Here is a 23,499-nt window from a genome sequence, read left to right on the forward strand (position 1 = left end):
GTGAAAGGCATGATTATAAAGACTTAATCAGGACCTGGGACTTGCGCTGCCAGTTATACATGCGCTGGCGGTCCTTGGGCAGGGCGTCGACGGTGGTCGGCACGAAGCCGCGCTTCTGGAACCAGTGCGAGGTGCGGGTGGTCAGCACGAACAGCTTGGTGATGCCGATGGCGCGGGCGCGGTTCTCCATGTGCTTGAGGATGCGCTCGCCGTCGCCCTGGGCCTGCACCTCGGGGTTGACGGTCAGGCAGGCCATTTCGGCCATCTTCTGCTCGGGGAAGGGGTACAGCGCGGCGCAGCCGAAGATCACGCCGTCGTGGTCGATGACGGAGAAGTAGTCGATCTCGCGCTCGATCAGCTCGCGGCCGCGCTTGACCAGCGTGCCGTCCGCCTCGAGCGGCTCGATCAGTTTGATGATGCCGCCGACGTCCTCGATGGTGGCCTGGCGCAGGCTCTCCAGGTTCTCGTGGCTGATCATGGTGCCCACGCCATCGTGGGTGAACAGCTCCAGCAGGGCCGAGCCGTCCATCGCGAAGGGCACGATGTGCGAGCGCTCGACGCCGTTGTTGCTGGCCTTGACGCAGTGTTTCAGGTAGAAGGCGGTGGCGTCGGGCAGGAAGCCGGCCTGCAGCACGGCCTCGGCCTGGTGCGACGACAGTTCGCGGATTTCGGTGCCGCCGGCGTCGGTCATCATCGGCGTTTCGGTGATGAAGATCAGCTTGTCGGCGTGCAGCGCGATGGCGGTGCTGCAGGCGACATCCTCCATCGTCAGGTTGAACGCCTCGCCGGTCGGCGAGAAGCCCAGCGGCGAGAGCAGCACCAGGCCGTCCGAGCCGAGGATGGAGTGGATGGTTTCGGCGTCGACCTTGCGGGTGATGCCGGTCATCTCCAGATCGACGCCGTCGATCACGCCGAGCGGGCGGGCGGTGATGAAGTTGCCGGAAATGATGCGGATCGCCGCGTGCGACATCGGCGTGTTCGGCAGGCCCTGGCTGAAGGCCGCCTCGATGTCGAGGCGCAGCTCGCCGGCCGCCTCCTTGGCGCACTCCATGGCGGCGATGTCGGTGATGCGCAAGCCGTTGTGGAAGCGGCCTTCGACGTTGCGCAGCGCCAGTTGTTCGGCCACCTGGGGGCGCGAACCGTAGACGACGGTGACGTTGATGTCGAGCGCGTGCAGCAGCGACAGGTCGTGCGCCAGCACCTGCAGCGCGCCGGCGCTGACCAGTTCACCAGGGAAGGCGACCACGAAGGTCTTGCCACGGAAAGCGTGGATGTAGGGCGCGACCGAGCGCAGCCAGTGGACGAATTGGGTAGGGTTTTCCATTAGGCGCATTATAATTCGCTGCGCGACCCGCGCGCCCAAAATTCATGTAAAAAACAATGTCAGAAGCCAGCAACAAGCCTAGCAGCAAACCTTTGTCTCCTTCCCGCCAACCGAACGCGCCCGCGGCGCCTGCGGCGGCGGGCCAGCCGCGCCCGGCCGACCAGCGCAACCGGCCGCCGCGCGGCCCGCGCGCCGAGGGCGCGCGCCCGGAGGGACAGGCGCCGCGCGGCCCGCGCGAGCCGCGCGCCGACGGCCGGCCGCAGCAGCCGCGTGAACCCCGGGCCGACGGCCAGCCCGGCCAGCCACGGGCGCCGCGCGAGCCGCGCGCCGACGGGCAGTCGCGCCAGCCGCGTGAACCCCGGGCGGATGGCCAGCCACGCGCCCCGCGCGCGCCGCGCGCCGACGGCCAGTCGCAGCAGCCACGGGCGCCGCGCGCCGACGGCCAGCCGAACCATTCCGGCGAGGCGCGCGAGCGCCGGCCGCGCCTGACGCCGGAGGAGCAGGCCGCCAAGGCGGCCGAACGCGCCTTCCGCAACCCGCTGCCGGAGATCAGCTACCCCGACGCAACCTGCCGGTGTCCGGCCGGCGCCAGGAGATCGCCGAGGCGCTGGTGAAGAACCAGGTCATCATCGTCTGCGGCGAGACCGGCTCGGGCAAGACCACCCAGCTGCCGAAGATCTGCCTGGAGCTGGGACGCGGCCAGGCCGGCCTGATCGGCCACACCCAGCCACGCCGCATCGCCGCCTCGTCGACCGCCAAGCGCATCGCCCAGGAACTGGGCACGCCGCTGGGCGAGACGGTCGGCTTCAAGGTGCGCTTCGCCGACACCTTGATGCGCGGCGCCTCGGTCAAGCTGATGACCGACGGTATCCTGCTGGCCGAGACGCAGACCGACCCGCTGCTGAAGAACTACGACACCATCATCATCGATGAGGCGCACGAACGCAGCCTGAACATCGACTTCCTGCTCGGCTACCTGAAGCAGCTGCTGCCGCGCCGGCCCGACCTGAAGGTGATCATCACCTCGGCGACCATCGACGCCGAGCGCTTCGCCCGCCACTTCGCTGCGGCCGACGGCAAGCCGGCGCCGGTGATCGAAGTGTCCGGCCGGCTGTACCAGGTCGAGGTGCGCTACCGCCCGGTCGACCGCGACCAGCCGGCCGGCGGCGCCGACGCCGCCAAGCCGGCGCCCAAGGCCGCCGCCGCGCGCGACAAGCGCGACCTGATGGACGCCGTGGTCGAGGGCGTCGACGAGTTGTGCCGCATCGGCTCGGGCGACGTGCTGGTGTTCCTGCCCGGCGAGCGCGAGATCCGCGACGCCGCCGAGGCGCTGCGCAAGCACCATCCGCCGCACGTCGAGATCCTGCCGCTGTTCGCCCGCCTGTCGGCCGAGGAGCAGGAGCGCGTCTTCAAGACCAGCAACGCGCGCCGCATCGTGTTGGCCACCAACGTCGCCGAGACCTCGCTGACGGTGCCCGGCATCCGCTACGTGGTCGACGCCGGCCTGGCCCGCGTCAAGCGCTACAGCTACCGCAACAAGGTCGAGCAGCTGCAGGTCGAGCCGATCGCCCAGTCGGCCGCCAACCAGCGCGCCGGCCGTTGCGGCCGCGTCGCCGACGGCGTCTGCATCCGCCTGTACGAGGAGCAGGACTTCCTGCTGCGGCCCAAGTTCACCGAGCCGGAGATCCTGCGCTCGTCGCTGGCCTCGGTCATTTTGCGCATGAAGTCGCTGCACCTGACCGACGTCGAGACCTTCCCCTTCATCGAGCCGCCGCTGGCGCGCGCCATCGCCGACGGCTACCAGCTGCTGCAGGAGCTGGGCGCGGTCGACGAGTACAACCAGCTGACGCCGCTGGGCCACAAGCTGGCCAAGCTGCCGCTCGACCCGCGCGTCGGCCGCATGATCTTGGCCGCGCTGGACAACGTCTGCCTGAGCGAAGTGCTGATCATCGCCTCGGCCTTGTCGGTGCAGGACCCGCGCGACCGGCCGATGGAGCACCAGCAGGCCGCCGACGAGGCGCACAAGAAGTTCGCCGACGAGAAGTCGGAGTTCCTCAGCTACCTGAAGATCTGGAAGTGGTTCGAGGGCGCCATCGAGCACAAGAAGACCAACCGCCAGTTGCAGGACAACTGCCGCGCCAACTTCCTGTCGCAGCTGCGCCTGCGCGAATGGCGCGACGTCCACTCGCAGCTGCTGACCATCGTCAAGGAGCAGGGCTGGCGCCTGAACGACGCGCCGGCCACCTACGAGAACCTGCACCTGGCGCTGCTGACCGGCCTGCTGGGCAACATCGGCTTCAAGGGCGAGGACGAGCCGGGCGCCGGCTTCCTCGGCGCGCGCGGCATCAAGTTCCACGTCTGGCCCGGCTCCTCGCTGCTGAAGAAACCGGGCAAGTGGATCATGGCCGCCGAGCTGGTCGACACCACCCGCCTGTACGCGCGCGGCATCGCGCAGATCCAGCCGGAGTGGCTGGAGAAGGTCGGCGAGCACCTGCTGAAAAAATCCTGGGGCGAGCCGCGCTGGGAGAAGCGCACGGCGCAGGTCAGCGCCTCCGAGCGCGCCACCCTGTACGGCCTGGTGGTGTACAGCCAGCGCCGCATCAACTACGGCCTGTTCAACCCGGTCGAGGCGCGCGAGATCTTCATCCGCGACGCCCTGGTCGGCGGCGACTACGAGACGCGGGCGCCGTTCTTCGCCCACAACCACAAGCTGATCAAGGAAATCGAGAACCTGGAGCACAAGTCACGCCGCTTGGACGTGCTGGTCGACGACGAATTGATCGCCGCCTTCTACGACAAGCTGATCCCGGCCGACGTGGTCAACGGCGCCGGCTTCGAGAAGTGGCACAAGGACGCCACCGCGCAGGAGCCCAAGCTGCTGTTCCTGGTGCGTGACGAGCTGATGCGCCACGAGGCGGCCGGCGTGACCACCGAGCTGTTCCCGAAGATGATGTCGGTGACCGGCCTGGAAATGCTGCTGACCTACCACTTCGAGCCGGGCAGCGTGCGCGACGGCGTCACCATGGCGGTGCCGCTGTACGCGCTCAACCAGCTGCCGCGCGAGCGCTGCGAGTGGCTGGTGCCGGGCATGCTGAAGGAGAAGGTGCATCTGCTGCTCAAGTCGTTGCCGCAAAAGCTGCGCCGCCACTGCGTGCCGCTGCCCGACTACTCGGCGAAGTTCTGCGAGCGCGTGCACGAGGCCGGCGTGTTCGGCCGGGGCGACCTGATCGACGCGATCATCGCCGACATCCGCAGCCAGATCACGATTTCGGTGCTGACCACCGACTTCAAGCCGGAGACGCTGCCGGCGCACCACTTCATGAACTTCAAGGTGATCGACGAGCACGGTCGCCAGCTCGACATGGGCCGCAACCTGGCCACCTTACAGGCCGAGTTTGGCACCCAGGCGCGCGAGAGCTTCCAGAAGATGGCCGAGGTGTCGGCGCCGCAGGGCGGGGTGAGCGTGCGCGCGCTGGGCACGGGCGGCGCTGCCGCCGCTGGTGCCGGCGCCGCCAGCGGTGCCGCTGTCGGCGTCGGCAAGGCGGGGCAGGGCAACGCGGGCAAGGGCGGCAACGCCGCCGGCAATGGCAATGGCAATGCGGCCGGCAACGCCGGCGCGACCGGCACGGCCAGCAGCGGCATCACGCTGACCGGCCTGAACAGCTGGACCTTCGGCGAGCTGCCGGAGCTGTTGGAGATCGTGCAGGGCAAGCTGACCTTGATCGGCTTCCCGGCGCTGGTCGACAAGGGCGCGCACTGCGACCTGGAGGTGTTCGACGACCCGACCGTGGCGGCGCGCACCCACCGCGTCGGCCTGCGCCGCCTGTTCGCGCTGCAACTGAAGGACCAGCTCAAGTACATCGAGAAGAGCATCCCCGGCCTGCAGCAGATGGGCATGCAGTTCATGGCGCTGGGCTCGCAGGAGGAGTTGCGCGACCAGATCATCCACAAGGCGCTGGACATCGCCTGCCTGCAGGCCCGCTGCCGATCGACGCGGCCAGCTTCAACAAGCGCAAGGACGAGGGCAAGTCGCGCCTGGTGTTGCTGGTCAACGAGATCGCCCGTTTGCTGGCGCAGGTGCTGACCGAGTTCCACGGCCTGCCCAAGCGTTTGCAGGGACTGCCGGCTGCTGCTGCGGCAGACATGCAGGCGCAGTTGCAGGGCCTGGTCAACAAGCGCTTCCTGTCCGACAACGACTACGGCCAGCTGGCGCACTTCCCGCGCTATTTGAAGGCGATCAACGTGCGCATCGAGAAGCTGCGCACCGATCCGGCGCGCGACGCCAAGCTGATGGCCGAGTGGCAGCAGGCCGCCACGCTGTATCTGCGCGCCAGCAAGGACCGCCAGGCCGGCAAGAACACCGATCCGAAAATGACCGAGTTCCGCTGGATGCTGGAAGAACTGCGCGTGTCGCTGTACGCGCAGGAGCTGCGCACGCCGATGCCGGTGTCGGTCAAGCGCCTGCAAAAGGTGTGGGAGTCGATGCAGCGCTAGGCTACTAGTGTCGTCCCGTCCGCGGCGAATTCGGGCTGCGGCCGCTGGTGCGCGGCCGCGTGCCGAAGAAGGTCTGCACCTCGTTGGTCCAGTCGGCGTCGCCCATGTCGGGCCAGTTGTCCTTGTCGAAGCCGGGCGCTTGTTTCAGCTGCGCCTTGTCGACGTCGAGCAGGAAGCGCTTGTTGACGGTGTCGATCGACAGGTATTCCCAGGGTACGGCGAAGAGTTTTTCGCCCAGCCCCAGGATGCCGCCGAAGGACAACACGGCGTAGGCCACCTCGCCGGTCTGCATGTCCAGCATCACCTCCTTGATGTCGCCCACATTCTCGTCCTGCAGGTTGTAGACGTCCTCGCCGATCAGCGTGTCGGCGCCCATCAGGCGCGGGCCGGGGCCGGCGCTGTGGTGCTTCTTGTACATGCCAAAAATATCGCGATCCAGATAGCTCATGGTTGCCTCCAAGATGTGCTTGCCCTGATCCGGGATTGGATCGGCCACGTCGTTCACAGTAGACATTCGGGTCCGGCGCCCGTTTGAGCCATCTCAATCGTGCTGCCCCGCACGATAGGCGCGCCAACGCACCGAGCCCACCTCCTCTTGTCTCTATACTGCAATGCAACACGGAGGTGTCACCATGAGGCTTTTTCAAGGAACAACACGTTTTGAATCAGAGGCTAGCCGCGCTGGCGGTCGATGTGCCGGCGCGGCAATGACGGCCGGCGGAGGCCGGCGATGGTGAGGTCCACACTGGGCACGCGGATGCTGCGCAGCCTGCTGCGCTCGGGCAAGGCGCAGCAGCGCAGCGTGGGCAAGCTGGTGACCGGCTTGCTCACGGCGGCGGCCAAGTCGGCCAAGGCGGCCAAGAGCAAGACCGCCAAGGCCAAGGCCGCCAAACCGAGGAGCGTTGCGGCCAAGGTAGTCAACAAGGCCGTGCCGTCGCGCAGTGCCAAGGCGAAGCCGGCGCCGGCCAGCCACGCGCCGCCCAGCGCGCCCGGCCTGTGGCTGGCCTCGCACTACCCGAGCCGTGGCGAACCGGGCGCGCTGGGCGGCAAGCGCATGAGTTACTGGCTGTATCTGCCGCGCGAGGCGCCCGCCGCCGGGTCGGCCGGCATGCCGCTGCTGGTGATGTTGCACGGCTGCCAGCAGACCGCCACCCAGTTCGCCCAGGGCACGCGGATGAACGCGCTGGCCGACAAGGCCGGCTATGCCGTGGTCTATCCGCAGCAGCTGCTCAGCTCGCAGGCCCAGCGCTGCTGGAAATGGTATGACAAGGCGACCCAGGAGGGCGGCGGCGACGTGCGCATGATCGTCGGCATCATCGACAAGGTGGCCCAGCAGTATCCGATCGACCGGCGGCGCATCTATATCTGCGGCATTTCGGCGGGCGCCGCCATGGCCTACATCGTCGCGCTGAACCATCCCGAGCTGATCGCGGCGGCCGGCCTGCACTCGGCGCCGGCCTTCGGCGCCGGCCACAACGTCGTCGGCGCCCTGGGCGTGATGCAGCACGGCGCCGGCCTGCGGGTGGAGCGGGCGATCCACGAGGTGCTGCTGCGCGAGCCGCAGTTTCCGGCGCTGCCGGCCATCCTGATCCAGGGCATGGGCGACCAGGTGGTGCGGCCGATCAACCAAAGCCAGTTGACGCGGCAGAGCCTGATGCTCAACCGCATGCAGGTCGGCGCCGACTACAAGGTGACGCACAAGGCCGGCCGGGGCAACAGCCACAACCGGCAGGACATCCACGATTTCTATGTCGGCAGGAAATTGATACTGCGCGTGGCGCAGGTGGCGCGGCTGGAGCACGCCTGGAGCGGTGGCGACCCCAGCCTGGCGTTCAACGCCAAGGCCGGGCCGGACGCCAGCAAGATGATGCTGGACTTTTTCGGGCGGCACCGGCGCTAGGCCGTCTTGCGGGGTGCGCTACAGCAGAAAGGCCAGCGCCGCCACGGCGGTCGGCGGCAGCGCGCCCAGCAGCAGGCCGACGGCGCCGATCGACTCGTCCTGGAAGCCGCGCCGCAGCAGCGACACGCCGGCCGGATTGGGCGCGTTGGCGATCACCGTCAAGCCGCCGCCGGCCACGGCGCCGGCCACCAGCATGTATTGCGCCTCGGGCGAGATGCCGTTGATCAGCGAGCCCAGGTAGGTCAGGGCGGCGTTGTCTGTGATGGCGGTCAGACCCAGCGCGCTGAAGAACAGCGCCACCGGCGCCAGGCTCGAGACGATGGGTTGCAACCACCATTGCTGCATGCCGCCCAGCACCACCAAGCCGGCGAGGAAGAAGCCGACCAGCAGCCCTCCTTGACGATCAGCGGATTCTGGTAGCGCTGGTAGGCCTGGGTGAAGCCGAGGAAGAGCAGGAAAATGCCGAGGAACAGCACCGGATGGTGGCCCAGCACCACCACCGCCGCCAGGAAGGCCAGGTGGATGGCGGCCACCGCCAGCGGAATCTTGGTGGCGCCGGACTCGGCGTCGGTTGGCGGCGCGGCGGCCTGCAGGTTCTTGCGCAGCAGGAAGGTGACGGCGCTGGCGTTGAGCAGCACGGCGATCGCCGCCTTCCAACCGAAGTGGCTGGCCATGAAGGCGCTGTCCCACTGCCAAGTGGCGGCGACCATCAGCACCGGCGGCGCGGCGTAGGCGGTGAGCGTGCCGCCGATCGAGACGTTGACGAACAGCACGCCCAGGGCGGCGTATTTCAGCCATTCCGGCATGCCCTGGCGGAAGATCTGCGGCGCCAGCATCAGCGCGGCCAGCGTCATCGCGGCCGGCTCGGTGATCAGCGAGCCGGTCAGCGGCACCAGCGCCAGGCCCAACCAGACCAGCACCAGCTCGGTGCGCAGCGGCACCAGCTTGGCGACCGCCAGCAACAGGCGTTGCATGATGTCGAGCACCGGGCGCGAGGCGGCCACCACCATGACGACGAAGACGAACAGGGGTTCGGTGTACTGGCGCGATTCGGCGTAGGCGACGGCCTCGTCGCCGCCGGCCACCAGGGCCATGGCGATGACCAGCACGAAGGCCCAGAAGCCGAACACCACCTCGACTTCGCCGAGCAGGTGGAACAGGCCGGCGTGGCGCGGATGGCGGTGCGACAACATCTCGAAGGATTTGGCGGCGAAGGTGTGGATCAGCGCCAGGCCGAACAGGACGGCGCCGATGATCTGGATCGTATTCAATGGGTTCCCGATGGTAAAAGCCAAGCCACATGTTACAGCATCGGTAAAGTTTTCAATATTTATACGCCGCTTGATCCGCCTCAGCGCGACGACCGTTTCGGCAGATAGGCCTTGCCAAAAGCGGCGCCAAATAGTACTGTGTATTTATACAGTATATCCACCCAAGAGTATTCGTTCTTGCATAGTCGCACCATCTATCTATACAAATTTCTATGGCCCTCTCAGCACCCATTTCCGCACCCGAGGCCTGCACCCGTCGCTATGGCTGGCCTCGCAGTTGGCGCACAGCGCCAACCGCTGCGCCGACACCGGCTTCGCCGCCTTGTCGGCGCAACTGCCCGGCGGCGGCTGGCCGTCCGGCACGCTGATCGACCTGCTGGTGCAGCAGCCCGGCATCGGCGAACTGCGCCTGCTGCGGCCGGCCCTGGCCGCGCTGGGCCAGCGTCCCATCGTGCTGCTGCAGCCGCCGCACGCGCCGCAGGCGCTGGCGCTGGCCGCGCTGGGCCTGCCGCCGTCGCAGCTGGTGTGGATACGCAGCGGCGCCAAAAGCGGCGACGCGCTGTGGGCCGCCGAGCAGGTGCTGCGCAGCGGCTGCTGCGGCGCGCTGCTGTTCTGGCAGCAGCACGTGCGCGGCGAGGCGCTGCGCCGGCTGCACCTGGCGGCGCAAAGCGGCGAGACGCTGTTCTGGATGCTGCGGCCGCTGAGCGCGGCGCAGGACTCGTCGCCGGCGCCGCTGCGCCTGTCGCTGCGGCCGGCGCCGGGCGGCATCGACATCGGCTTCGTCAAACGCCGGGGACCGCAGCGCGACGCGCCGCTGTTCCTGCCCCTCAGCCCCACCTTACTGCAACGCCATGCGACTCTGGATCGGCCTCTACCTGCCCCGGCTCCCGCTCGAAGTATTCTGCCCGCGCTGGTCGGCTGAGCCGTGCAGCGTGGTGCTGGAGCAGGAGCGGGTGATCGCCGTCTCGGCGCCGGCCCACGCCGCCGGCGTGCGCGTCGGCATGCGCCGGGGCGGCGCGCTGATGCTGGCGCCCGGGCTGCTGCTGCACGAGCGCGCGCCGCCGCGCGAGGAGGAGGCGCTGCACGCGGTGGCGATGGCGCTGCTGCAGTTCACCCCGCTGGTGGCCGAGGGCGAGGAGGCCACGCTGCTGATCGACATCGGCGCCAGCCTGCGCCTGTTCGGCGGCGTGCGCGCGCTGTGCCGCCGGGTCGAGGCGAGCATGCGCGCGCTGGGCTTTTCCGCCGTGCTCAGCTGCGCGCCGACGGCGCGCGGCGCCTGGCTGCTGGCGCGCGGCGGCGGCGGCCGCGTGCTGGGCATGGACAGCCTGGCGCGCCGCCTCGACCGCCTGCCCTGCGGCCTGCTGCCGCCGGCGCGGCCCTATCTGGACTGGCTCGAGGGCATCGGCTGCCTGACCCTGGGCGAGCTGCGCGGCCTGCCGCGTCCCGGCCTGCAGCGCCGCTGCGGCGCGGCCCTGCTGGCCATGCTCGACGGCGCCCACGGCCGCAGCGTCGAGCTGTTCGAGTGGATCGCCGCGCCGGCCAGCTTCCGCGCCAAGCTGGAGCTGTTCGACCGGGTCGAGCAGGCCGACGCCCTGCTGTTCGGCGCGCACAGGCTGCTGCAGCAAATGACCGGCTGGTTGTGCGCGCGCCAGTTCGCCGTCGAACGCATCAGCCTGTTGCTGGAGCACGAGCGGGGCAGGGTGGCGCGGCCGCCCACGGCCATCGAGCTGGTGCTGGCCGAGCCGACCTGGCGCGACGAGCATCTGCTGCGCCTGCTGCGCGAGCGCCTGGCCAAGCTGGCGCTGGAGGCGCCGGTGATCGGCCTGTGCCTGGAGGCGCTGCAGGTGCAGCCGATGGCGCCGCCGTCCGAGTCGCTGTTTCCCGAACCGGGCGGCAGCAAGGAGGACCGCGCGCGCCTGTTCGAGTTGCTGGTGGCGCGGCTGGGGCCGGACAACGTGCTGCAGGCGGCGCCGCAGGCCGACTACCGGCCCGAGCAGGCCAACGCCTGGGTCAGCGTACAGCAAAAAATCCGTCCGGCCGACGCCCGCGCCCAGCTGCCGCCCGACCTGCCCAGCCTGCCGCGTCCGGGCTGGCTGATGGCCAAGCCGATCGCCCTGCTGATGCGCGACCACCGGCCGTTCTACGGCTCGCCGCTGCGCATCATGTCGACCGGCGAGCGCATCGAGGCGGGCTGGTGGAGCCAAACGCAAACGCGCGACTACTTCATTGCGGAAGGGAGCGACCATGCCCACTACTGGCTGTACCGCGAGCGCATCAGCGGCGCCGACGGCCTGGCCGAGCCGCGTTGGTTCCTGCACGGCCTGTTCGCCTGAGTTGGCGCCCGGACGGCCCTGCCGGCGGCGGCGGTTGTGGTGCACAATAAGCGTTTCGATGGAGACGGGCAAGCGATGCGTACTGAACGATTGGAATTCGCCGGCGCCGGCGGCCACAAGCTGGCGGCGCGGCTGGACGCGCCCGACGGCGCCGTGCGCGCCCACGCCCTGTTCGCCCACTGCTTCACCTGCGGCAAGGACGCGATCGCCGCCAGACGCATCGCCCAGGGGCTGACCGAGCACGGCATCGCCGTGCTGCGCTTCGACTTCGCCGGCCTGGGCGCCAGCGAGGGCGAGTTCGCCAGCACCAACTTCAGCTCCAACGTGGCCGACCTGGTGGCGGCGGCCGACTATCTGCGCGCCGAGCACGGCGCGCCCAAGCTGCTGGTCGGCCACAGCCTGGGCGGCGCGGCGGTGCTGGCGGCGGCCGCCGACATCGCCGAGGCGCGGGCGGTGGTGACGCTGGCCGCGCCCAGCGCCCCGGGGTACGTGACCAGCATGTTCAAGGAGCATCTGGCGCACATCGCCGAGCACGGCGAGGCCGAGGTGCAATTGGCCGGGCGGCCCTTCCGCATCCGGCAACAGTTCGTCGCCGACGCGGCCGGGCACAATTTGAAGGAGAAGATCGCCGGCCTGCGCAAGGCCCTGCTGGTGATGCACGCGCCGGGCGACGACACGGTGGAGATCGGCAATGCGATGCAGATCTTCACCGTCGCCAAGCATCCGAAGAGTTTCATCTCGCTCGACGACGCCGACCATCTGTTGACCCGGCGCGAGGACGCGGTCTACGTGGCCAATCTGATCGCCGCCTGGAGCGAACGCTACCTCGGATAGGGGAGGGAGGGACTTACTCGTCGTCGCCGAATTCTTCGGCCAGGTCTTTCCAACCCTTGCCGGCGGCGAAGGTGTTGAACTCGTCGGGCGCTTCGAGCACCATCAGTTTCTTTTCCTGCAGCACCGGGTCGCCCTGCGTCAGCAAGGGACCCTTGTAGCCGACCGTGCGCAGCTGGGCGACGATGGCGGCGATCAGGGTCTTGTCCTTGTGCAGGCCGTCGAGCGGCGCGGCGAAGTCGACATACACGTCGATGGCGCCGTAGCCCTCGTCGAAGATGCGGATGGCCTTGATGTCGTGGGCACGGCCGGAGCCGTCGGTGGCCTTGAAGGGGCCGCTGAGTTGGATGTCGGTATCATTGTTCATGGACGGAAGCATACACCAAATCGTCGTTTTTGACCGCCCCCGGCCGGTCGCGCCGACAGCGTGCCGACAGCGCGCGGGCGGCGCTCAGCACGACACCACGTTGCGTCCCTTGTGCTTGGCGCGGTACAGCGCCTGGTCGCCCTGCTCGTAGATGGCGCCCTGGCCCAGCTCGCTGTCGGGCGGCACGAAGGCCAGCCCCAGCGACAGCGTGACGTGGCCGTAGGGTTGGTTGGCCTCGTGCGGCATCTGCTGCGCCGCCATGTAGTCGCGGATCATCTCGGCCAGCGCCACGCTCTCGTCGACGCTGTTGCTGGTGAACAGGCAGGCGAACTCGTCGCCGCCGATGCGGAAGCTCAGGTCGCCCGGCCGGCACAGCGTGACGTGCATCGCGTCGGCCACCGTCTGCAGCACCAGGTCGCCCCGCGGGTGGCCGTAGTGGTCGTTGTATTCCTTGAAGCGGTCGACGTCGATCAGCAGCAGCGTCAGCATGCGCTGGTCGCGGTGCGCGCGCTTTTGCTCCTCGGCGAAGCGGATGTTGAAGTAGCGACGGTTCTTCAGCCCGGTCAGCTCGTCGGTGACGCTGTCGATGCGCGCCGCCTTGGCCTCGCTGATGTCGGTCGAGACGGCGCAGGTGGCGACCACCTCGCCGGCCGCGTCGAGCAGGGGGAACTTCACCGTCATATAGGTGTGCAGCGTCTTGTCGGTGTGGTAGACCTGCTCCTCCTCGTGCACCGCGCGCTTTTCCAGCGCCGCCTTGCGGTCGTTGCGCCAGAGTTGTTCCGCGATGTCGTGGGGGAACAGTTCGAACACGTTGCTGCCGACGAAATGGGCGGCGTCGTAGCCGTCGAGGATGTCGAAGTGGCGGTTGGCCATGGTGACGGTGCCGCGCAGGTCCTTGGTGGAGATCAGCACGGGGGCGTTGTCGAGCAGGGCGTGGAACACCCGCTCGGAGTCGCGCAGCGCGGTCAATTCGGCGCGCAGGCGTAGGTTTTCCTCCTGCAGGACTTGAAGCGGGTGCTGTTCGTCGATCCGTGCTGACATGGGTGGTCCATCTCTCGGGGCGGTGGGAAAGCGGATCAACCCAGTATAACCGCACGGCGGGCCGGCGCAGCGGCGCCGGCCCGCCGGCCGCGTGAAATTATTTCACGGGTTGTAAAATCGCCTCCAGGCGGTCCGGCGTGCCCTCGATGCGTTCGAGGCGCGGATATTTCAGGCCCCGTGGTAGTCGAGCGCGACGGTGCGGTACAGGCTGCCCTTCTTGACCAGCAGCTCGATCGGCGCGGCGCCGCCCTTGGCCGCCGTGACGGCGGCGCGCAGCAGCTCGGCCTTGTAGGCGCGGCCGTTGACGGCCAGTATGGTGGTGTTGCCGGACAGGCCGGCGCGGAAGCCCACGCCCTCCCACTGCAGCGCCTCGACGCGGCCCTCGTGGCCGACCGAGAAGCCGAGCGAGTATTGGAAGCTGGCCGACTTGCCGCGCTCCTCCTGCTCCTTGAGGAAGTCGGTGGGCTTGTCGGTGTAGACCAGCTTCCAGCCGGCGCGGGCCAGGCCGTCGAGCGGGGCGCCGGGGCCGTGGCCGTCGAGCTTGGCGCGCAGGAAGCCGGCCCAGTCGTAGGGTTGCAGCGCCTCGAGCGTCTTGACCACCTCGTCGAAGCGGTAGTGCTTGGCCACGGCGCTGCCGTCGGCCACGCCGAAGAAGGCGGCGGCGAAGTCGTCGAGCGAGCGGCGCTCGCCGGACAGCTGGCGCAGGCGGGTGTCGATGTCGAGCCAGATCAGCGCGCCCTCGGTGTAGTAGTCCTCGCTGCGCTGCCAGTTGCTCCAGCCCTGGGGCCGGCGGCCGTTGATGATCGGGTCGTTGGTGGTGTCCTGCACGGCGCGCCAGTCGCGCCCGCGCACGGCGTCGTAGCGCGCCGCGCTGGCGGCGAACACGTCGCGCACGTTGGCCGCCTTGATCAGGCCGGAACGGGCCGACAGCACGTAGCCCCAGTACTGGGTCTGGCCCTCGTAGACCCAGAGCAGGCTGTTCTGCAGCGGGGTGTTGAAGTCGGGCACGTCCTGGTCGGCCGGGCGGCGGAACTTGCCGTTCCACGAGTGGGCGAACTCGTGCGGCAGCAGCTCGCGGACGCCCTCGGACTTGGCCCAGTCGCTGAAGTAGCCGGGCTTGACGCCGTTCTCACTGGACTGGTGGTGCTCGCGGCCGATGCCGCCGAACTCGTCGCTCAGCGCCAGCAGGAAGTCGTAGTGGGCGTAGTGCTGCGAGCGGAACAGCTTGTAGGCCTGCCGCACCAAGGCGCGGTGCGCCTCGATCTGCTCGGGCTTGGCGTCGAGCGCCTCGGCCGTGTCGGCCACCACGTTCAGGTGCACCGGCACGCGGCCGCCCGGGTCGAGGTCGAAGCGCTTGAAGTGGCGGCCGGCGAACAGCGGCGAGTCGACCAGGGTCTCCAGGTCGAGCGGTTTGAAGGCGACCTGGTCGCCGACCCGCGCCGCCGTCTCCAGCGCGCTGCCGAACTGCCAGCCGGCCGGCAGGGTCAGGTTGGGCTGCACCATGATCTGGCGCGTGCGGTAGCCGGCCGGGTACAGCGCCATGGCGTGCCACTGCACGCCGACGATGTCGTTGGTGATCGTGGTGCGGCCCTGGTTGGGCTCGACCGGCGACAGGTACTGGTATTCCGCCTCGACGCTGCTGGCGCCGGCCGGCACCTCGAGGTGGAAGGCGTGCACGTTGACGGTGTCGCGGCGCCACTCGAGCGGCTGGCCGTTGGCGCTCAGCTTGAGGCCGGCGAGCTGGTTGAGCGGACCGCTGGGGCCGTGGTTGCCCGGCACCCACTGCGGATACAGCAGCGTCAGCTTGCCGGCCTTGGCCGGGATGCTCTCGCGGATGCGGAAGATCTGCCGCGCCGTGTCGGAGGCGTCCACCTTCAGCACGATGGTGCCGGGGTAGGCCGGCTCGAGCGGCGCCGGCGGCGCGTCGGCGCGGGCGCCGGCGGCGCACAACAGCAGGGCCAGCGCGGCGAGTGGACGGGCCAGGCGGGGAAGGGGACGGGATGCGGTCATGGTTCGGCTAGGATGGGGGAACAGGGGCGCGAGTTTAGCATGTGGAAAATGTTTCGTTGTTTCAAAAAGTAACCGCGAGTCGGTTGTGTTGGCGGTGGCGATTCCACTTTGGTGCAAAAAATTTTTCAAAAAAATCCGCCGCTTTGGGGATGCTTTGAAGCGAATTTCAAGGCCTTGAAAAGCCTTTTGGCGGGGCTATATGGGACTCAGCGGTTGCCCAGAAGGGGGCCGCCAACCCATATCGCTTCACTTGAAAAGGATATCCACCATGCGTAATTTCGACCTGACCCCCCTGTATCGTTCCGCCATCGGCTTCGACCGCCTGGCCCAGCTGCTCAACGACTCGCAGCGCGGCGACGCCCAGCCCAGCTACCCGCCTTACAACATCGAGCTGGTGTCCGAGGACAACTACCGCATCGTCATGGCCTTGGCCGGCTTCGACCGCAGCGAGATCGACATCACCTTCGAGCGCGACTCGCTGCAAGTGGTCGGCCGCAAGCAGCGCGACAGCGTCGAGCGCACCTACCTGCACCGTGGCATCGCGGCGCGCGACTTCGAGCAGCGCTTCCAGCTGGCCAACCACGTCAAGGTGACCGGCGCCACCTTCGACAACGGCATGTTGACCATCGAGCTGGTGCGCGAGATCCCCGAGGCGCTCAAGCCGCGCAAGATCGTCATCAACGGCGGCGAGAACGTCAGCGCGCTGGAGCAGCGCCAGGCCGCCTAAGGCGCGCTTGAGGACGGACCGCTCGCGCAGGCATGACGCGCGAGCGGCACGATAAAAGGGGCGGCCATCCAGGTCCGCCCCTTTTGCCGTGCGTGCAGTTGGCGAACGGCGTCTAGCGGGACGCCGTTCGCCTGTTTTTTTTCTCCGGAGTGACGTCATCGCCACCGACAGTTGTGCTCGCCGGCGTTGCGGCAATCGTCGTCACCGCGCGCGGCCTTGCGATTTTTTCCTGGCGGCTGGCCTGGAGTAGACCCAGCGCGCCGGCAGCTATGGGCCGCTTAGTGGTTGCCGCGAGCACGCCCGGCTTTAGCCAAAGGCCATGCTTCTTCGCGCTGGCAAGAAGGGCGTCCTCGACAATACCGATGATCGCCTCCTCTTCGGGAAAGAGATCGCGGTTGCCCAGATCAAAAGATAACTTTTTCTTCATGATCAATCCAGTCTATAAGCAAGCCGGGGGCTTCGCAAGGAATAGCGGCACCATTGTCCGGAGGCTCAGTTGGCGCGAACCTGCGTGATCGGATCGGTGGTCCAACGTGTTCTGGTGTTTTGACTCTGACTGTAGGCTCAATGCAATTGCCTGGCTGCCCAGCGGCAAGCCGATTTCCTGTGTCGTGCCATCTGCGTCGCGCCACAAACCGATCGACCTTGTGCGCTTTCCCTGAGGCGGAATCGACATCCAGTACGCCCGGGATGAGACGCTCCATACCCGGGGCAACGAGAGCGTCGACTAGTGCATGCACCATCTGCGATGACCGCGCACTCGGACAGAATGACGCCGTGGGGCGAGCGTCTCGTCTCCTTGGCCGCTTGTCGAATGAGTGGTGAGAGGTTCTTCAATCAGACGTTCTCCTTCGAGTCGCCCAGTCTCGGTTGGGAGCCAACGCTGGGTGACGGTGAAATGAGCCTGCTTGGACAACTGCTGATGCTGACAGAACCGCTGGTCGTACTGCCCGGAATCTCACGTGGGCGGAACTCCCCCTCTCATCGGCGGTCTTTCCGCCTCGCCGCCGTGAGGGAGTCACTACAACTGTTGCTGGACGCCCGTCGCTTTCCCAAGAGTAAGCGGCGAACCACGGTCAGTGGGCGATGTCTAACTTCTGGAGTATATGAAGGGGGCCAGTATGCACAGACCAAAATGGATGTCGCCGACCGCTTTTGCGCAATTTGTCAGCCGTTGGTCGGACGAGACTGGAAAAATCTCCTGTGTCGGCTTGGGGTGCACGGCAGGCGTCGGCGCCCGCATCACAGTAGATCATACGATACCGCGCTCGGCCGGCGGGACGGATGAGTTGTCAAATTTGCAGCCGCTTTGCGATATCTGTAATTCCAAAAAAGGCGACCGCCCTGATGGCGGGTGGCAGAGGACATTCTATTTTGACAAACCGTTAGTAACTAGCGCACTTCGTATTTCTCAGCTCGACTATATTTACAATCGGATCCGTGAATTTGACGAATTCTTCGGTCGCCCGTATAGCGCGATCAACGGAAAACTATTCTGTTTTCTACAGGTGGTGGGCGCAGGCAAGACACTGGGCATGTTCTGCCTACCCTTTGCGCTCAATGAATGCGCACGCACGCGCTGGCCTGGCTCTCCGCGGATCGACAGGATGCTGATCGTGACGAAAGATCAAGCACTTCGCCGCCAGATCGCTGCTGAATTGCGCGACGAGCCTGTGGGCTTAGGTATGGTCAATGAAGCCCCCCGTGTGTGTGAAATCACGCGCGGCGAGATGCTCGTCGATACTAGCCTTGATTACGAGATCGCCGTCATGTGCCCCAACATGTTGTGGCCGCAAGCGGGCACTGGTCCCGATAGCAGGGACCTCTTGCTGGCCTGGCCGCCCGGCATAGAGCATGTTCTGAACCGCCATCCGCTCATTGCCTTTGATGAGATGCACTATGCGCATCGTGGTATCCGTTTGCTCATCAGCGCCGCACACCATTCCTTGGTGTTTGGCTTTACCGCGTCGCCCATTGATGCTTGCGGCGAGCTGCTCGCGGACATGGTCAAGATGTCGGTCTACACCTATCATGACGCCGTCATCAATGATGGTTCGATGAAGTATCTCCGATAGGAGGATCTATGCGACGCGAATCCAATAGATACACAGCGACCGGCGCACTGCGACCGGCGCATCAGCCCAGCAACCTGCACCAATGCTTGCGGGTGCTGACCGCCAGCGAACAGAAGCTCATGGGGGGGGAATGGGTGCCCGGCACCCGGCTGAGCGGATTGCCCACAGTGCGGGCAGTGGTCAACAGCGTCATCCAGACAGCCTATGACTTGGACGATACCACCGTGGTCTTTGAACGGGACTGCCTATTATATCCAGACCACTGGCAGCACTACTGCGGCGCCGGCGTACCCGAGCTATCGGCGCCTTACCCTGCGCACGGTATGATTTCGGTGAGCGGCATCGAGACCACCAACGATGTGGCTGATTATATGAACAGAGTCTTCGAGTGCGACCGTGCACGCTACCCCAAGCACTCCGGCTGGACCGCTATCGCGGCCCATTCGCGCTCGTCCGTGCCACTCGATCGGAATCATCCGTTTTTCCGTTACCGCGATACCCAACGGCTTGATGCCACCTGCTGCCGCTTTCTCATCGTCGACAGCATGGCCACGGAGGGACTGAACAACCGCTATCTTTGTATTTGGGGCGCGGCAGAACTACTCTGCAGTATTCGCGAAGCCGTTCAACGCCTGGGCAGGGTCATGCGCTCGGTGGCGGTATGGGACGGAAATGCCCTGTTTGTGCCGCCGGCCTCGCATGACAGGGTGTACGTCATCACGCATGAGGCTTTTCGTTCAAAACCTGACGCGTTCGGCCTGACCACCTCGACTGAGGACACCATCGGCAACGCGATCGATTTTATTACCGACATGTACGGCGCAACTGACGAGATTTTATCGATCGACGAATATGTTGGCCTTGAGTCCGTTGCAGCCAGCGCGCAAGACCTCGACCGGCCGGTGCAACCGAACCGGCGGGTGAGGTGCGCAATCGCCATGGCGCTTGGTGAGATGCTCGAAGCTGGCCTGCAGCCGAACATTAGCGAAATAGTGCGGAGGTATGGCGGCGCCGCTAAACTGCGACGCCAATATGTCCGCGCCTACGCTGAAAGCCTGTTGGCACAGGCGCCGACGACCTACCGTGAAATTCGCAATGGTGAGGTGATTGAGGCCGACCTAAATGCGATCGAGGAACCTCAAGCAAAAAATCATGCGCATCGCGCCTCCCGAGCCGACCGAAGTGCTGGAGGCCGAACGGGCCAACATCGAGACGATGGACGCCGACGCGGCCAAAGCGTGGCTCTCGCGAACCATATGGGGCGAATTTCTGAAGCAAAAATGGGCGGACGAAGACGACCCAACATGGCTCAGCCGCATCAATTTACTGTATCGCACCATCGAAGGAAGTTTTGATAAGTACGAATTTAATATCCGCCAAACACCGGCGGCCAGACTAAGCGCTATTGCCGATGAGATTATTCAGCAACTGGGCGTAGAGAGCGAAGGCGCACAACGGATCCGGGAACTCGTATTCGAAGGAGCATTGCACCATTTGCGCCGTCTTGACGCTGCCACCTGGGCCGATTTAGATGTCGGAGGAAAGTACTGCAAGCCAGAGGTCACGTTCGCCTTACGCGGCGAACTGTTTGCGGCCCAACTTGAGCAGTGGATCTGCTTTATGCTACTCAAGGAAAACCACCTCAGCAAGCTCGCCGTGATAATGCGCTTCGAACGCTTTTGGGAGCAGAGCGGGGCGAATTGACGATGCGTCAATTTGCTTCTATATGCTCAAATATCAAGACGTTTTTACTCCTTCTGATTTTCAGCGATTCCGATGATCAACACAGTCGACGACAGCAAGACCCGCCGCGACAACCTTGCTGGGCGCAACGTCGCAGCGGCGATTGCAGTGCCAGAATTGATAACACTCCAGGAGCTTGACGTACGCAGACGCTTTCTGTCGCTCGAAAACGAGACTCAGCGCACGAGTTTTCTTGACGGGATCGTCGCCAAACTCGACAGTAACCTTGGGAATTGGGCGCGCTTTTACGAGGCGATCGAAATCGTGCGGGAACATCGGCCATATTGGCAAGGGAAAGGCTATCGCTCATTTGACGAGTTCTGGCATACCGTCGCGGGTCCGTGTTTTCGATCGTTTAAGGAACTAGAGGACATCTACAGCTTTGCCAAGACGGCGTGTCCGGAGTTGTTCCATCTAGATTTTGAAGCTGCGCGGCGTTGGGCAAAGCAAATCAGCGACCTGCGAGCCATTCCTCCCCTGAATGCTTACGGTGGTGTGCGGATCAAGAAGCGCCACTACGCCGATCGCGGCGAGGCCCATGCCGCCGTCGTTCAAGCCAGCAAATGGTACAACGCCGGCAGTCACTCTCTGGAATATCGTCTAGCGCGTCTGAAACGGGACCGCCCCGACATCGCGGCGGGGTCAGTCGCCGGCCGCTATTTTAAAACTTTCAGTAACGGTCGCATCGGTATCGATCTACTCGAGGCCGAGCGTGATGCCTACGGAGAGCGCCTTCAACAAGAGCGCCGCGAGAGGCGCCAGACTGAGGTGCGCAAGGCGCCGCCGGCAGTCAGCGTGGCCTCGCAAATTCGCTCACTCGCACAGTCTTCTGCCGCAAGGCAATCCGTGGCACTGGAACTATCCAACATTCGATGGCTGGTCAACGCCTTAGTCACCATCGAGCGGACGCGCGGGAAACGACGATGAACTCAGCACATGCTGCAGCCCGGGCCAAGGGGCGTCTACGGGAGTCACCCCATAAAATCTATCCGCACGTGCAAGCCTGCTACGGCGCCGAGCAGCTGGGCGTAGATGTCAGCGATCTCCTTGAACGTAATTTTGCACTGATCGATTTCCTGGGGCAGACGGTAGTGCGGTTGGCTACGTCGGCGCTTGAATGGAGTCTCGAAGAAAGGCTCACGTATGCCGAACGAGCCATCACGAGGGTACTCGATATGGAACTCGACAGCGTCCTCATACTTGCTGAACGCTTGATCGCGCTCGCCGCCGCCCAGGGTCCCGTCTGCGCGACAGCGCCTGCCAGCTATCCACAGTGTGAGCGATTGAACAGGCTGGGGCATCTGGCTCAGCCCGCCGACTACGCCAGTCTCGTTCCAGGTGGTAGGGATGCGTATTCCGCCATGTCGCTTGCGCAACTGTCAGTCGTCCTTGGTGCTGAACGCTGGGTCGAGCTGCAACTTAGCCTCCGAACCAAGGATTTGCTCACGCCAGCTAATGAAGTGTGTGCGGCACGATGGGTGGCGCGAGGCCTGTTCGTGGTTCATGCAGTAGAGAAGGCCAAGTGGGAGTGCAGGACGCGCCGGGCAGGAATGCACATTGGCTCATCGCACGCAATTCGGCCATCCAGGACGGCAAAACGGCACTGATGCTAGGAGTCTGGCGGCAGAACGTTTTCAACGGAACGCCGCAGCCGTTTGAGGGGCGAGCTGGTGCCGCCTCGGAACGGTAGCTGACGTTGGACAAGGCCATTTGCGCTCACGCCGTCGGCGCGCTGCCGCGTTATGCCCGGCTTCATTAAGCGGCGTCTAAGTTTATTGCCGCATATTGTATGCATCAACCACCCAACAACAGGAGTTCAGCCATGCCGAACCAGACTCATACCGGATCGATGACCATCAAGCGCCTGACGCTTGCCCTGGCCGCCCTGGGCGTGCTCGGGGCAGGCGGCGCGGTCGCCCTGTACCAAAGCCAGGCCTCGGCCGCCGCCGGCGCGCCGCAACTGGCCGCCACGGCGCCGGTCGCCAGCAACGTCGGCAACCCGGCGCCGACGCCGGTGCCGGCGCCGATGATCGCGCTGCCCGATTTTTCCGTCATCGCCGCCCACAACGGGCCGGCGGTGGTCAACATCAGCGTCACCGGCAGCACCAAGACGGCCTTCGACGGCGAGGCGGCGCAGGGGCGCTCGCGCGGCGAACCGTTCGCCGACGACCCCTTCTTCGAGTTCTTCCGCCGCTTCCAGGGGCCGCAGCGCGGCGGCCAGCGCGACGTGCCCACGCACGGCGTCGGCTCCGGCTTCATCGTCAGCCCGGACGGCATCATTTTGACCAACGCCCACGTGGTGCGCGACGCCCGCGAGGTCACCGTCAAGCTGACCGACCGCCGCGAGTTCCGCGCCAAGGTGCTCGGCTCCGATCCGAAGACCGACGTCGCCGTGCTGAAGATCGACGCCAAGAACCTGCCGGTGGTGCCGCTGTCGCGCAACAACGACCTGAAGGTGGGCGAGTGGGTGCTGGCGATCGGCTCGCCATACGGCCTCGACAGCACGGTGACGGCCGGCGTGGTCAGCGCCAAGGGCCGCTCGCTGCCCGACGACAGCAACGTGCCCTTCATCCAAACCGACGTCGCCGTCAACCCCGGCAACTCGGGCGGCCCGCTGTTCAACACGCGCGGCGAGGTGGTCGGCATCAACTCGCAGATCTACAGCCAGACCGGCGGCTACCAGGGCCTGTCGTTCGCCATCCCGATCGAGGTGGCCAACAAGATCAAGGACCAGATCGTGGCCACCGGCAAGGTGGTGCACGCCAAGCTGGGCGTCACGGTGCAGGAGGTCAACCAGGGCTTCGCCGACTCGTTCAACCTGGCCACGCCGGAGGGCGCGCTGGTGTCGAACGTGGAGCGCGGCAGCGCCGCCGAGAAGGCCGGCCTGAAGCCGGGCGACGTGATCCGCAGGATGAACGGGCAGAAGATCGTCGGCTCGGGCGATTTGCCGGCGATGGTGGGCTTGGCCGCGCCAGGTGATAAAGTAGCGTTCGAGGTGTGGCGCCAGGGCAAAGCCGTCGAGTTGACGGGCGTGCTGGCCAACGCCGCCGACCGCCAGGCGCAGGCCGAGCGGCCGGAGACGGCCGGCGGCAAGCTCAAGCTGGGCCTGTCGCTGCGCCAGCTCGATCCGCTCGAGCGGCGCCAGTCCGGCATCGCCAACGGCCTGCTGATCGAGGACGCCGGCGGCGCGGCGGCCTACGCCGGCGTGCAGCCGGGCGACGTGCTGCTGTCGGTCAACGGGCGCAGCGTCAACAGCGTCGAGCAGGTGCGCGAGGTGGTGGCCAAGTCCGACAAGTCGGTGGCCCTGCTGATCCAGCGCGGCGACGAGAAGATTTTCATTCCGGTGCGCCTGGGCTAATTGGCCCGCGCCGGCGGAACGCAAC

Annotated in this window: 16 protein-coding genes and 2 pseudogenes; 11 read left to right on the forward strand and 7 right to left on the reverse strand. The window is 66.2% G+C overall.

All coding sequences use genetic code 11. The features are described from left to right. Nucleotides 1-13: 13 nt before the first annotated feature. Nucleotides 14-1,324, reverse strand: a complete 1,311-nt coding sequence (gene argA, locus QC826_RS05750) for an amino-acid N-acetyltransferase (protein WP_093384365.1) — start codon at nucleotides 1,322-1,324, stop codon at nucleotides 14-16. A 56-nt stretch (nucleotides 1,325-1,380) separates the two neighbouring features. Here argA and hrpA point away from each other — a divergent pair. Beyond that, nucleotides 1,381-5,818: pseudogene (gene hrpA / locus QC826_RS05755) on the forward strand (ATP-dependent RNA helicase HrpA). Between the two features lie 4 nt (nucleotides 5,819-5,822). Here the strand turns inward: hrpA and QC826_RS05760 are convergent. Further along, on the reverse strand, nucleotides 5,823-6,266 hold the full coding sequence (locus tag QC826_RS05760) for a PRC-barrel domain-containing protein (protein ID WP_279764763.1): 444 nt from the start codon (nucleotides 6,264-6,266) through the stop codon (nucleotides 5,823-5,825). Nucleotides 6,267-6,548: 282 nt separating this feature from the next. Between QC826_RS05760 and QC826_RS05765 the strand changes: the two genes are divergently transcribed. Next, nucleotides 6,549-7,718: an alpha/beta hydrolase family esterase gene (locus QC826_RS05765; RefSeq protein ID WP_279764764.1), complete on the forward strand. Its 1,170-nt coding sequence runs from the start codon at nucleotides 6,549-6,551 to the stop codon at nucleotides 7,716-7,718. Nucleotides 7,719-7,736: 18 nt separating this feature from the next. Here the strand turns inward: QC826_RS05765 and QC826_RS05770 are convergent. Further along, a pseudogene (locus QC826_RS05770) lies at nucleotides 7,737-8,989 on the reverse strand (putative Na+/H+ antiporter). A gap of 277 nt (nucleotides 8,990-9,266) precedes the next feature. Between QC826_RS05770 and imuA the strand changes: the two are divergent. The 3 genes from imuA to QC826_RS05785 all read left to right on the forward strand — a co-directional run bounded on the left by imuA (nucleotide 9,267) and on the right by QC826_RS05785 (nucleotide 12,156). After that, nucleotides 9,267-9,911 (forward strand): translesion DNA synthesis-associated protein ImuA, encoded by a 645-nt coding sequence (imuA, locus tag QC826_RS05775; RefSeq protein ID WP_279764765.1) that lies wholly within the window; start codon nucleotides 9,267-9,269, stop codon nucleotides 9,909-9,911. Further along, nucleotides 9,841-11,322, forward strand: a complete 1,482-nt coding sequence (locus QC826_RS05780; protein WP_279764766.1) for a Y-family DNA polymerase — start codon at nucleotides 9,841-9,843, stop codon at nucleotides 11,320-11,322. Before imuA ends, QC826_RS05780 begins: the two co-directional genes overlap by 71 nt. 75 nt (nucleotides 11,323-11,397) lie before the next feature. Then, nucleotides 11,398-12,156 carry an alpha/beta hydrolase family protein gene (locus QC826_RS05785; RefSeq protein ID WP_279764767.1) on the forward strand — a complete coding sequence of 253 codons (759 nt, stop codon included), beginning with the start codon at nucleotides 11,398-11,400 and terminating at the stop codon, nucleotides 12,154-12,156. 13 nt (nucleotides 12,157-12,169) lie between these two features. Here the strand turns inward: QC826_RS05785 and QC826_RS05790 are convergent, their stop codons facing one another. The 3 genes from QC826_RS05790 to QC826_RS05800 all read right to left on the reverse strand — a co-directional run bounded on the left by QC826_RS05790 (nucleotide 12,170) and on the right by QC826_RS05800 (nucleotide 15,571). Continuing rightward, nucleotides 12,170-12,520, reverse strand: coding sequence for a hypothetical protein (locus QC826_RS05790; RefSeq protein ID WP_279764768.1), 351 nt, complete (start codon nucleotides 12,518-12,520; stop codon nucleotides 12,170-12,172). 84 nt (nucleotides 12,521-12,604) lie between these two features. Then, a complete protein-coding gene (locus QC826_RS05795) occupies nucleotides 12,605-13,561 on the reverse strand; it encodes a sensor domain-containing diguanylate cyclase (protein WP_279764770.1) in 957 nt (318 codons plus the stop codon). Nucleotides 13,562-13,729: 168 nt separating this feature from the next. Continuing rightward, nucleotides 13,730-15,571, reverse strand: a complete 1,842-nt coding sequence (locus QC826_RS05800; RefSeq protein WP_279764771.1) for a M61 family metallopeptidase — start codon at nucleotides 15,569-15,571, stop codon at nucleotides 13,730-13,732. Between the two features lie 268 nt (nucleotides 15,572-15,839). Between QC826_RS05800 and QC826_RS05805 the strand changes: the two genes are divergently transcribed. Further along, complete coding sequence (locus tag QC826_RS05805; protein WP_093384339.1) at nucleotides 15,840-16,298, forward strand: Hsp20 family protein; 459 nt, start codon at nucleotides 15,840-15,842, stop codon at nucleotides 16,296-16,298. A 112-nt stretch (nucleotides 16,299-16,410) separates the two neighbouring features. On the opposite strand, the gene QC826_RS05810 is transcribed toward QC826_RS05805, so the two are convergent. Then, nucleotides 16,411-16,725 (reverse strand): hypothetical protein, encoded by a 315-nt coding sequence (locus QC826_RS05810; protein ID WP_279764773.1) that lies wholly within the window; start codon nucleotides 16,723-16,725, stop codon nucleotides 16,411-16,413. Between the two features lie 694 nt (nucleotides 16,726-17,419). On the opposite strand from QC826_RS05810, the gene QC826_RS05815 reads away from it, so the two are divergent. The 5 genes from QC826_RS05815 to QC826_RS05835 all read left to right on the forward strand — a co-directional run bounded on the left by QC826_RS05815 (nucleotide 17,420) and on the right by QC826_RS05835 (nucleotide 23,474). Continuing rightward, complete coding sequence (locus QC826_RS05815) at nucleotides 17,420-18,373, forward strand: HNH endonuclease (protein WP_279764775.1); 954 nt, start codon at nucleotides 17,420-17,422, stop codon at nucleotides 18,371-18,373. An 8-nt stretch (nucleotides 18,374-18,381) separates the two neighbouring features. After that, complete coding sequence (locus QC826_RS05820) at nucleotides 18,382-19,728, forward strand: hypothetical protein (RefSeq protein WP_279764776.1); 1,347 nt, start codon at nucleotides 18,382-18,384, stop codon at nucleotides 19,726-19,728. 421 nt (nucleotides 19,729-20,149) lie between these two features. Then, a complete protein-coding gene (locus QC826_RS05825; protein WP_279764777.1) occupies nucleotides 20,150-21,043 on the forward strand; it encodes a hypothetical protein in 894 nt (297 codons plus the stop codon). After that, nucleotides 21,040-21,723 carry a hypothetical protein gene (locus tag QC826_RS05830; protein ID WP_279764778.1) on the forward strand — a complete coding sequence of 228 codons (684 nt, stop codon included), beginning with the start codon at nucleotides 21,040-21,042 and terminating at the stop codon, nucleotides 21,721-21,723. Before QC826_RS05825 ends, QC826_RS05830 begins: the two co-directional genes overlap by 4 nt. Nucleotides 21,724-21,938: 215 nt before the next feature. After that, a complete protein-coding gene (locus tag QC826_RS05835; RefSeq protein ID WP_279764779.1) occupies nucleotides 21,939-23,474 on the forward strand; it encodes a Do family serine endopeptidase in 1,536 nt (511 codons plus the stop codon). Nucleotides 23,475-23,499 lie beyond the last annotated feature (25 nt).

Source organism: Rugamonas sp. DEMB1 (assembly GCF_029834475.1).
Lineage (GTDB): Bacteria > Pseudomonadota > Gammaproteobacteria > Burkholderiales > Burkholderiaceae_D > Rugamonas > Rugamonas rubra.

Bases quoted from the DNA above. Each gene is read 5' to 3' on its own strand.
- argA (WP_093384365.1), bottom strand. From the start codon at position 1,324: ATGGAAAACCCTACCCAATTCGTCCACTGGCTGCGCTCGGTCGCGCCC.
- QC826_RS05760 (WP_279764763.1), bottom strand. From the start codon at position 6,266: ATGAGCTATCTGGATCGCGATATTTTTGGCATGTACAAGAAGCACCAC.
- QC826_RS05765 (WP_279764764.1), top strand. From the start codon at position 6,549: ATGGTGAGGTCCACACTGGGCACGCGGATGCTGCGCAGCCTGCTGCGC.
- QC826_RS05780 (WP_279764766.1), top strand. From the start codon at position 9,841: ATGCGACTCTGGATCGGCCTCTACCTGCCCCGGCTCCCGCTCGAAGTA.
- QC826_RS05785 (WP_279764767.1), top strand. From the start codon at position 11,398: ATGCGTACTGAACGATTGGAATTCGCCGGCGCCGGCGGCCACAAGCTG.
- QC826_RS05790 (WP_279764768.1), bottom strand. From the start codon at position 12,520: ATGAACAATGATACCGACATCCAACTCAGCGGCCCCTTCAAGGCCACC.
- QC826_RS05795 (WP_279764770.1), bottom strand. From the start codon at position 13,561: ATGTCAGCACGGATCGACGAACAGCACCCGCTTCAAGTCCTGCAGGAG.
- QC826_RS05800 (WP_279764771.1), bottom strand. From the start codon at position 15,571: ATGACCGCATCCCGTCCCCTTCCCCGCCTGGCCCGTCCACTCGCCGCG.
- QC826_RS05805 (WP_093384339.1), top strand. From the start codon at position 15,840: ATGCGTAATTTCGACCTGACCCCCCTGTATCGTTCCGCCATCGGCTTC.
- QC826_RS05810 (WP_279764773.1), bottom strand. From the start codon at position 16,725: ATGAAGAAAAAGTTATCTTTTGATCTGGGCAACCGCGATCTCTTTCCC.
- QC826_RS05815 (WP_279764775.1), top strand. From the start codon at position 17,420: ATGCACAGACCAAAATGGATGTCGCCGACCGCTTTTGCGCAATTTGTC.
- QC826_RS05820 (WP_279764776.1), top strand. From the start codon at position 18,382: ATGCGACGCGAATCCAATAGATACACAGCGACCGGCGCACTGCGACCG.
- QC826_RS05825 (WP_279764777.1), top strand. From the start codon at position 20,150: ATGATCAACACAGTCGACGACAGCAAGACCCGCCGCGACAACCTTGCT.
- QC826_RS05830 (WP_279764778.1), top strand. From the start codon at position 21,040: ATGAACTCAGCACATGCTGCAGCCCGGGCCAAGGGGCGTCTACGGGAG.
- QC826_RS05835 (WP_279764779.1), top strand. From the start codon at position 21,939: ATGCCGAACCAGACTCATACCGGATCGATGACCATCAAGCGCCTGACG.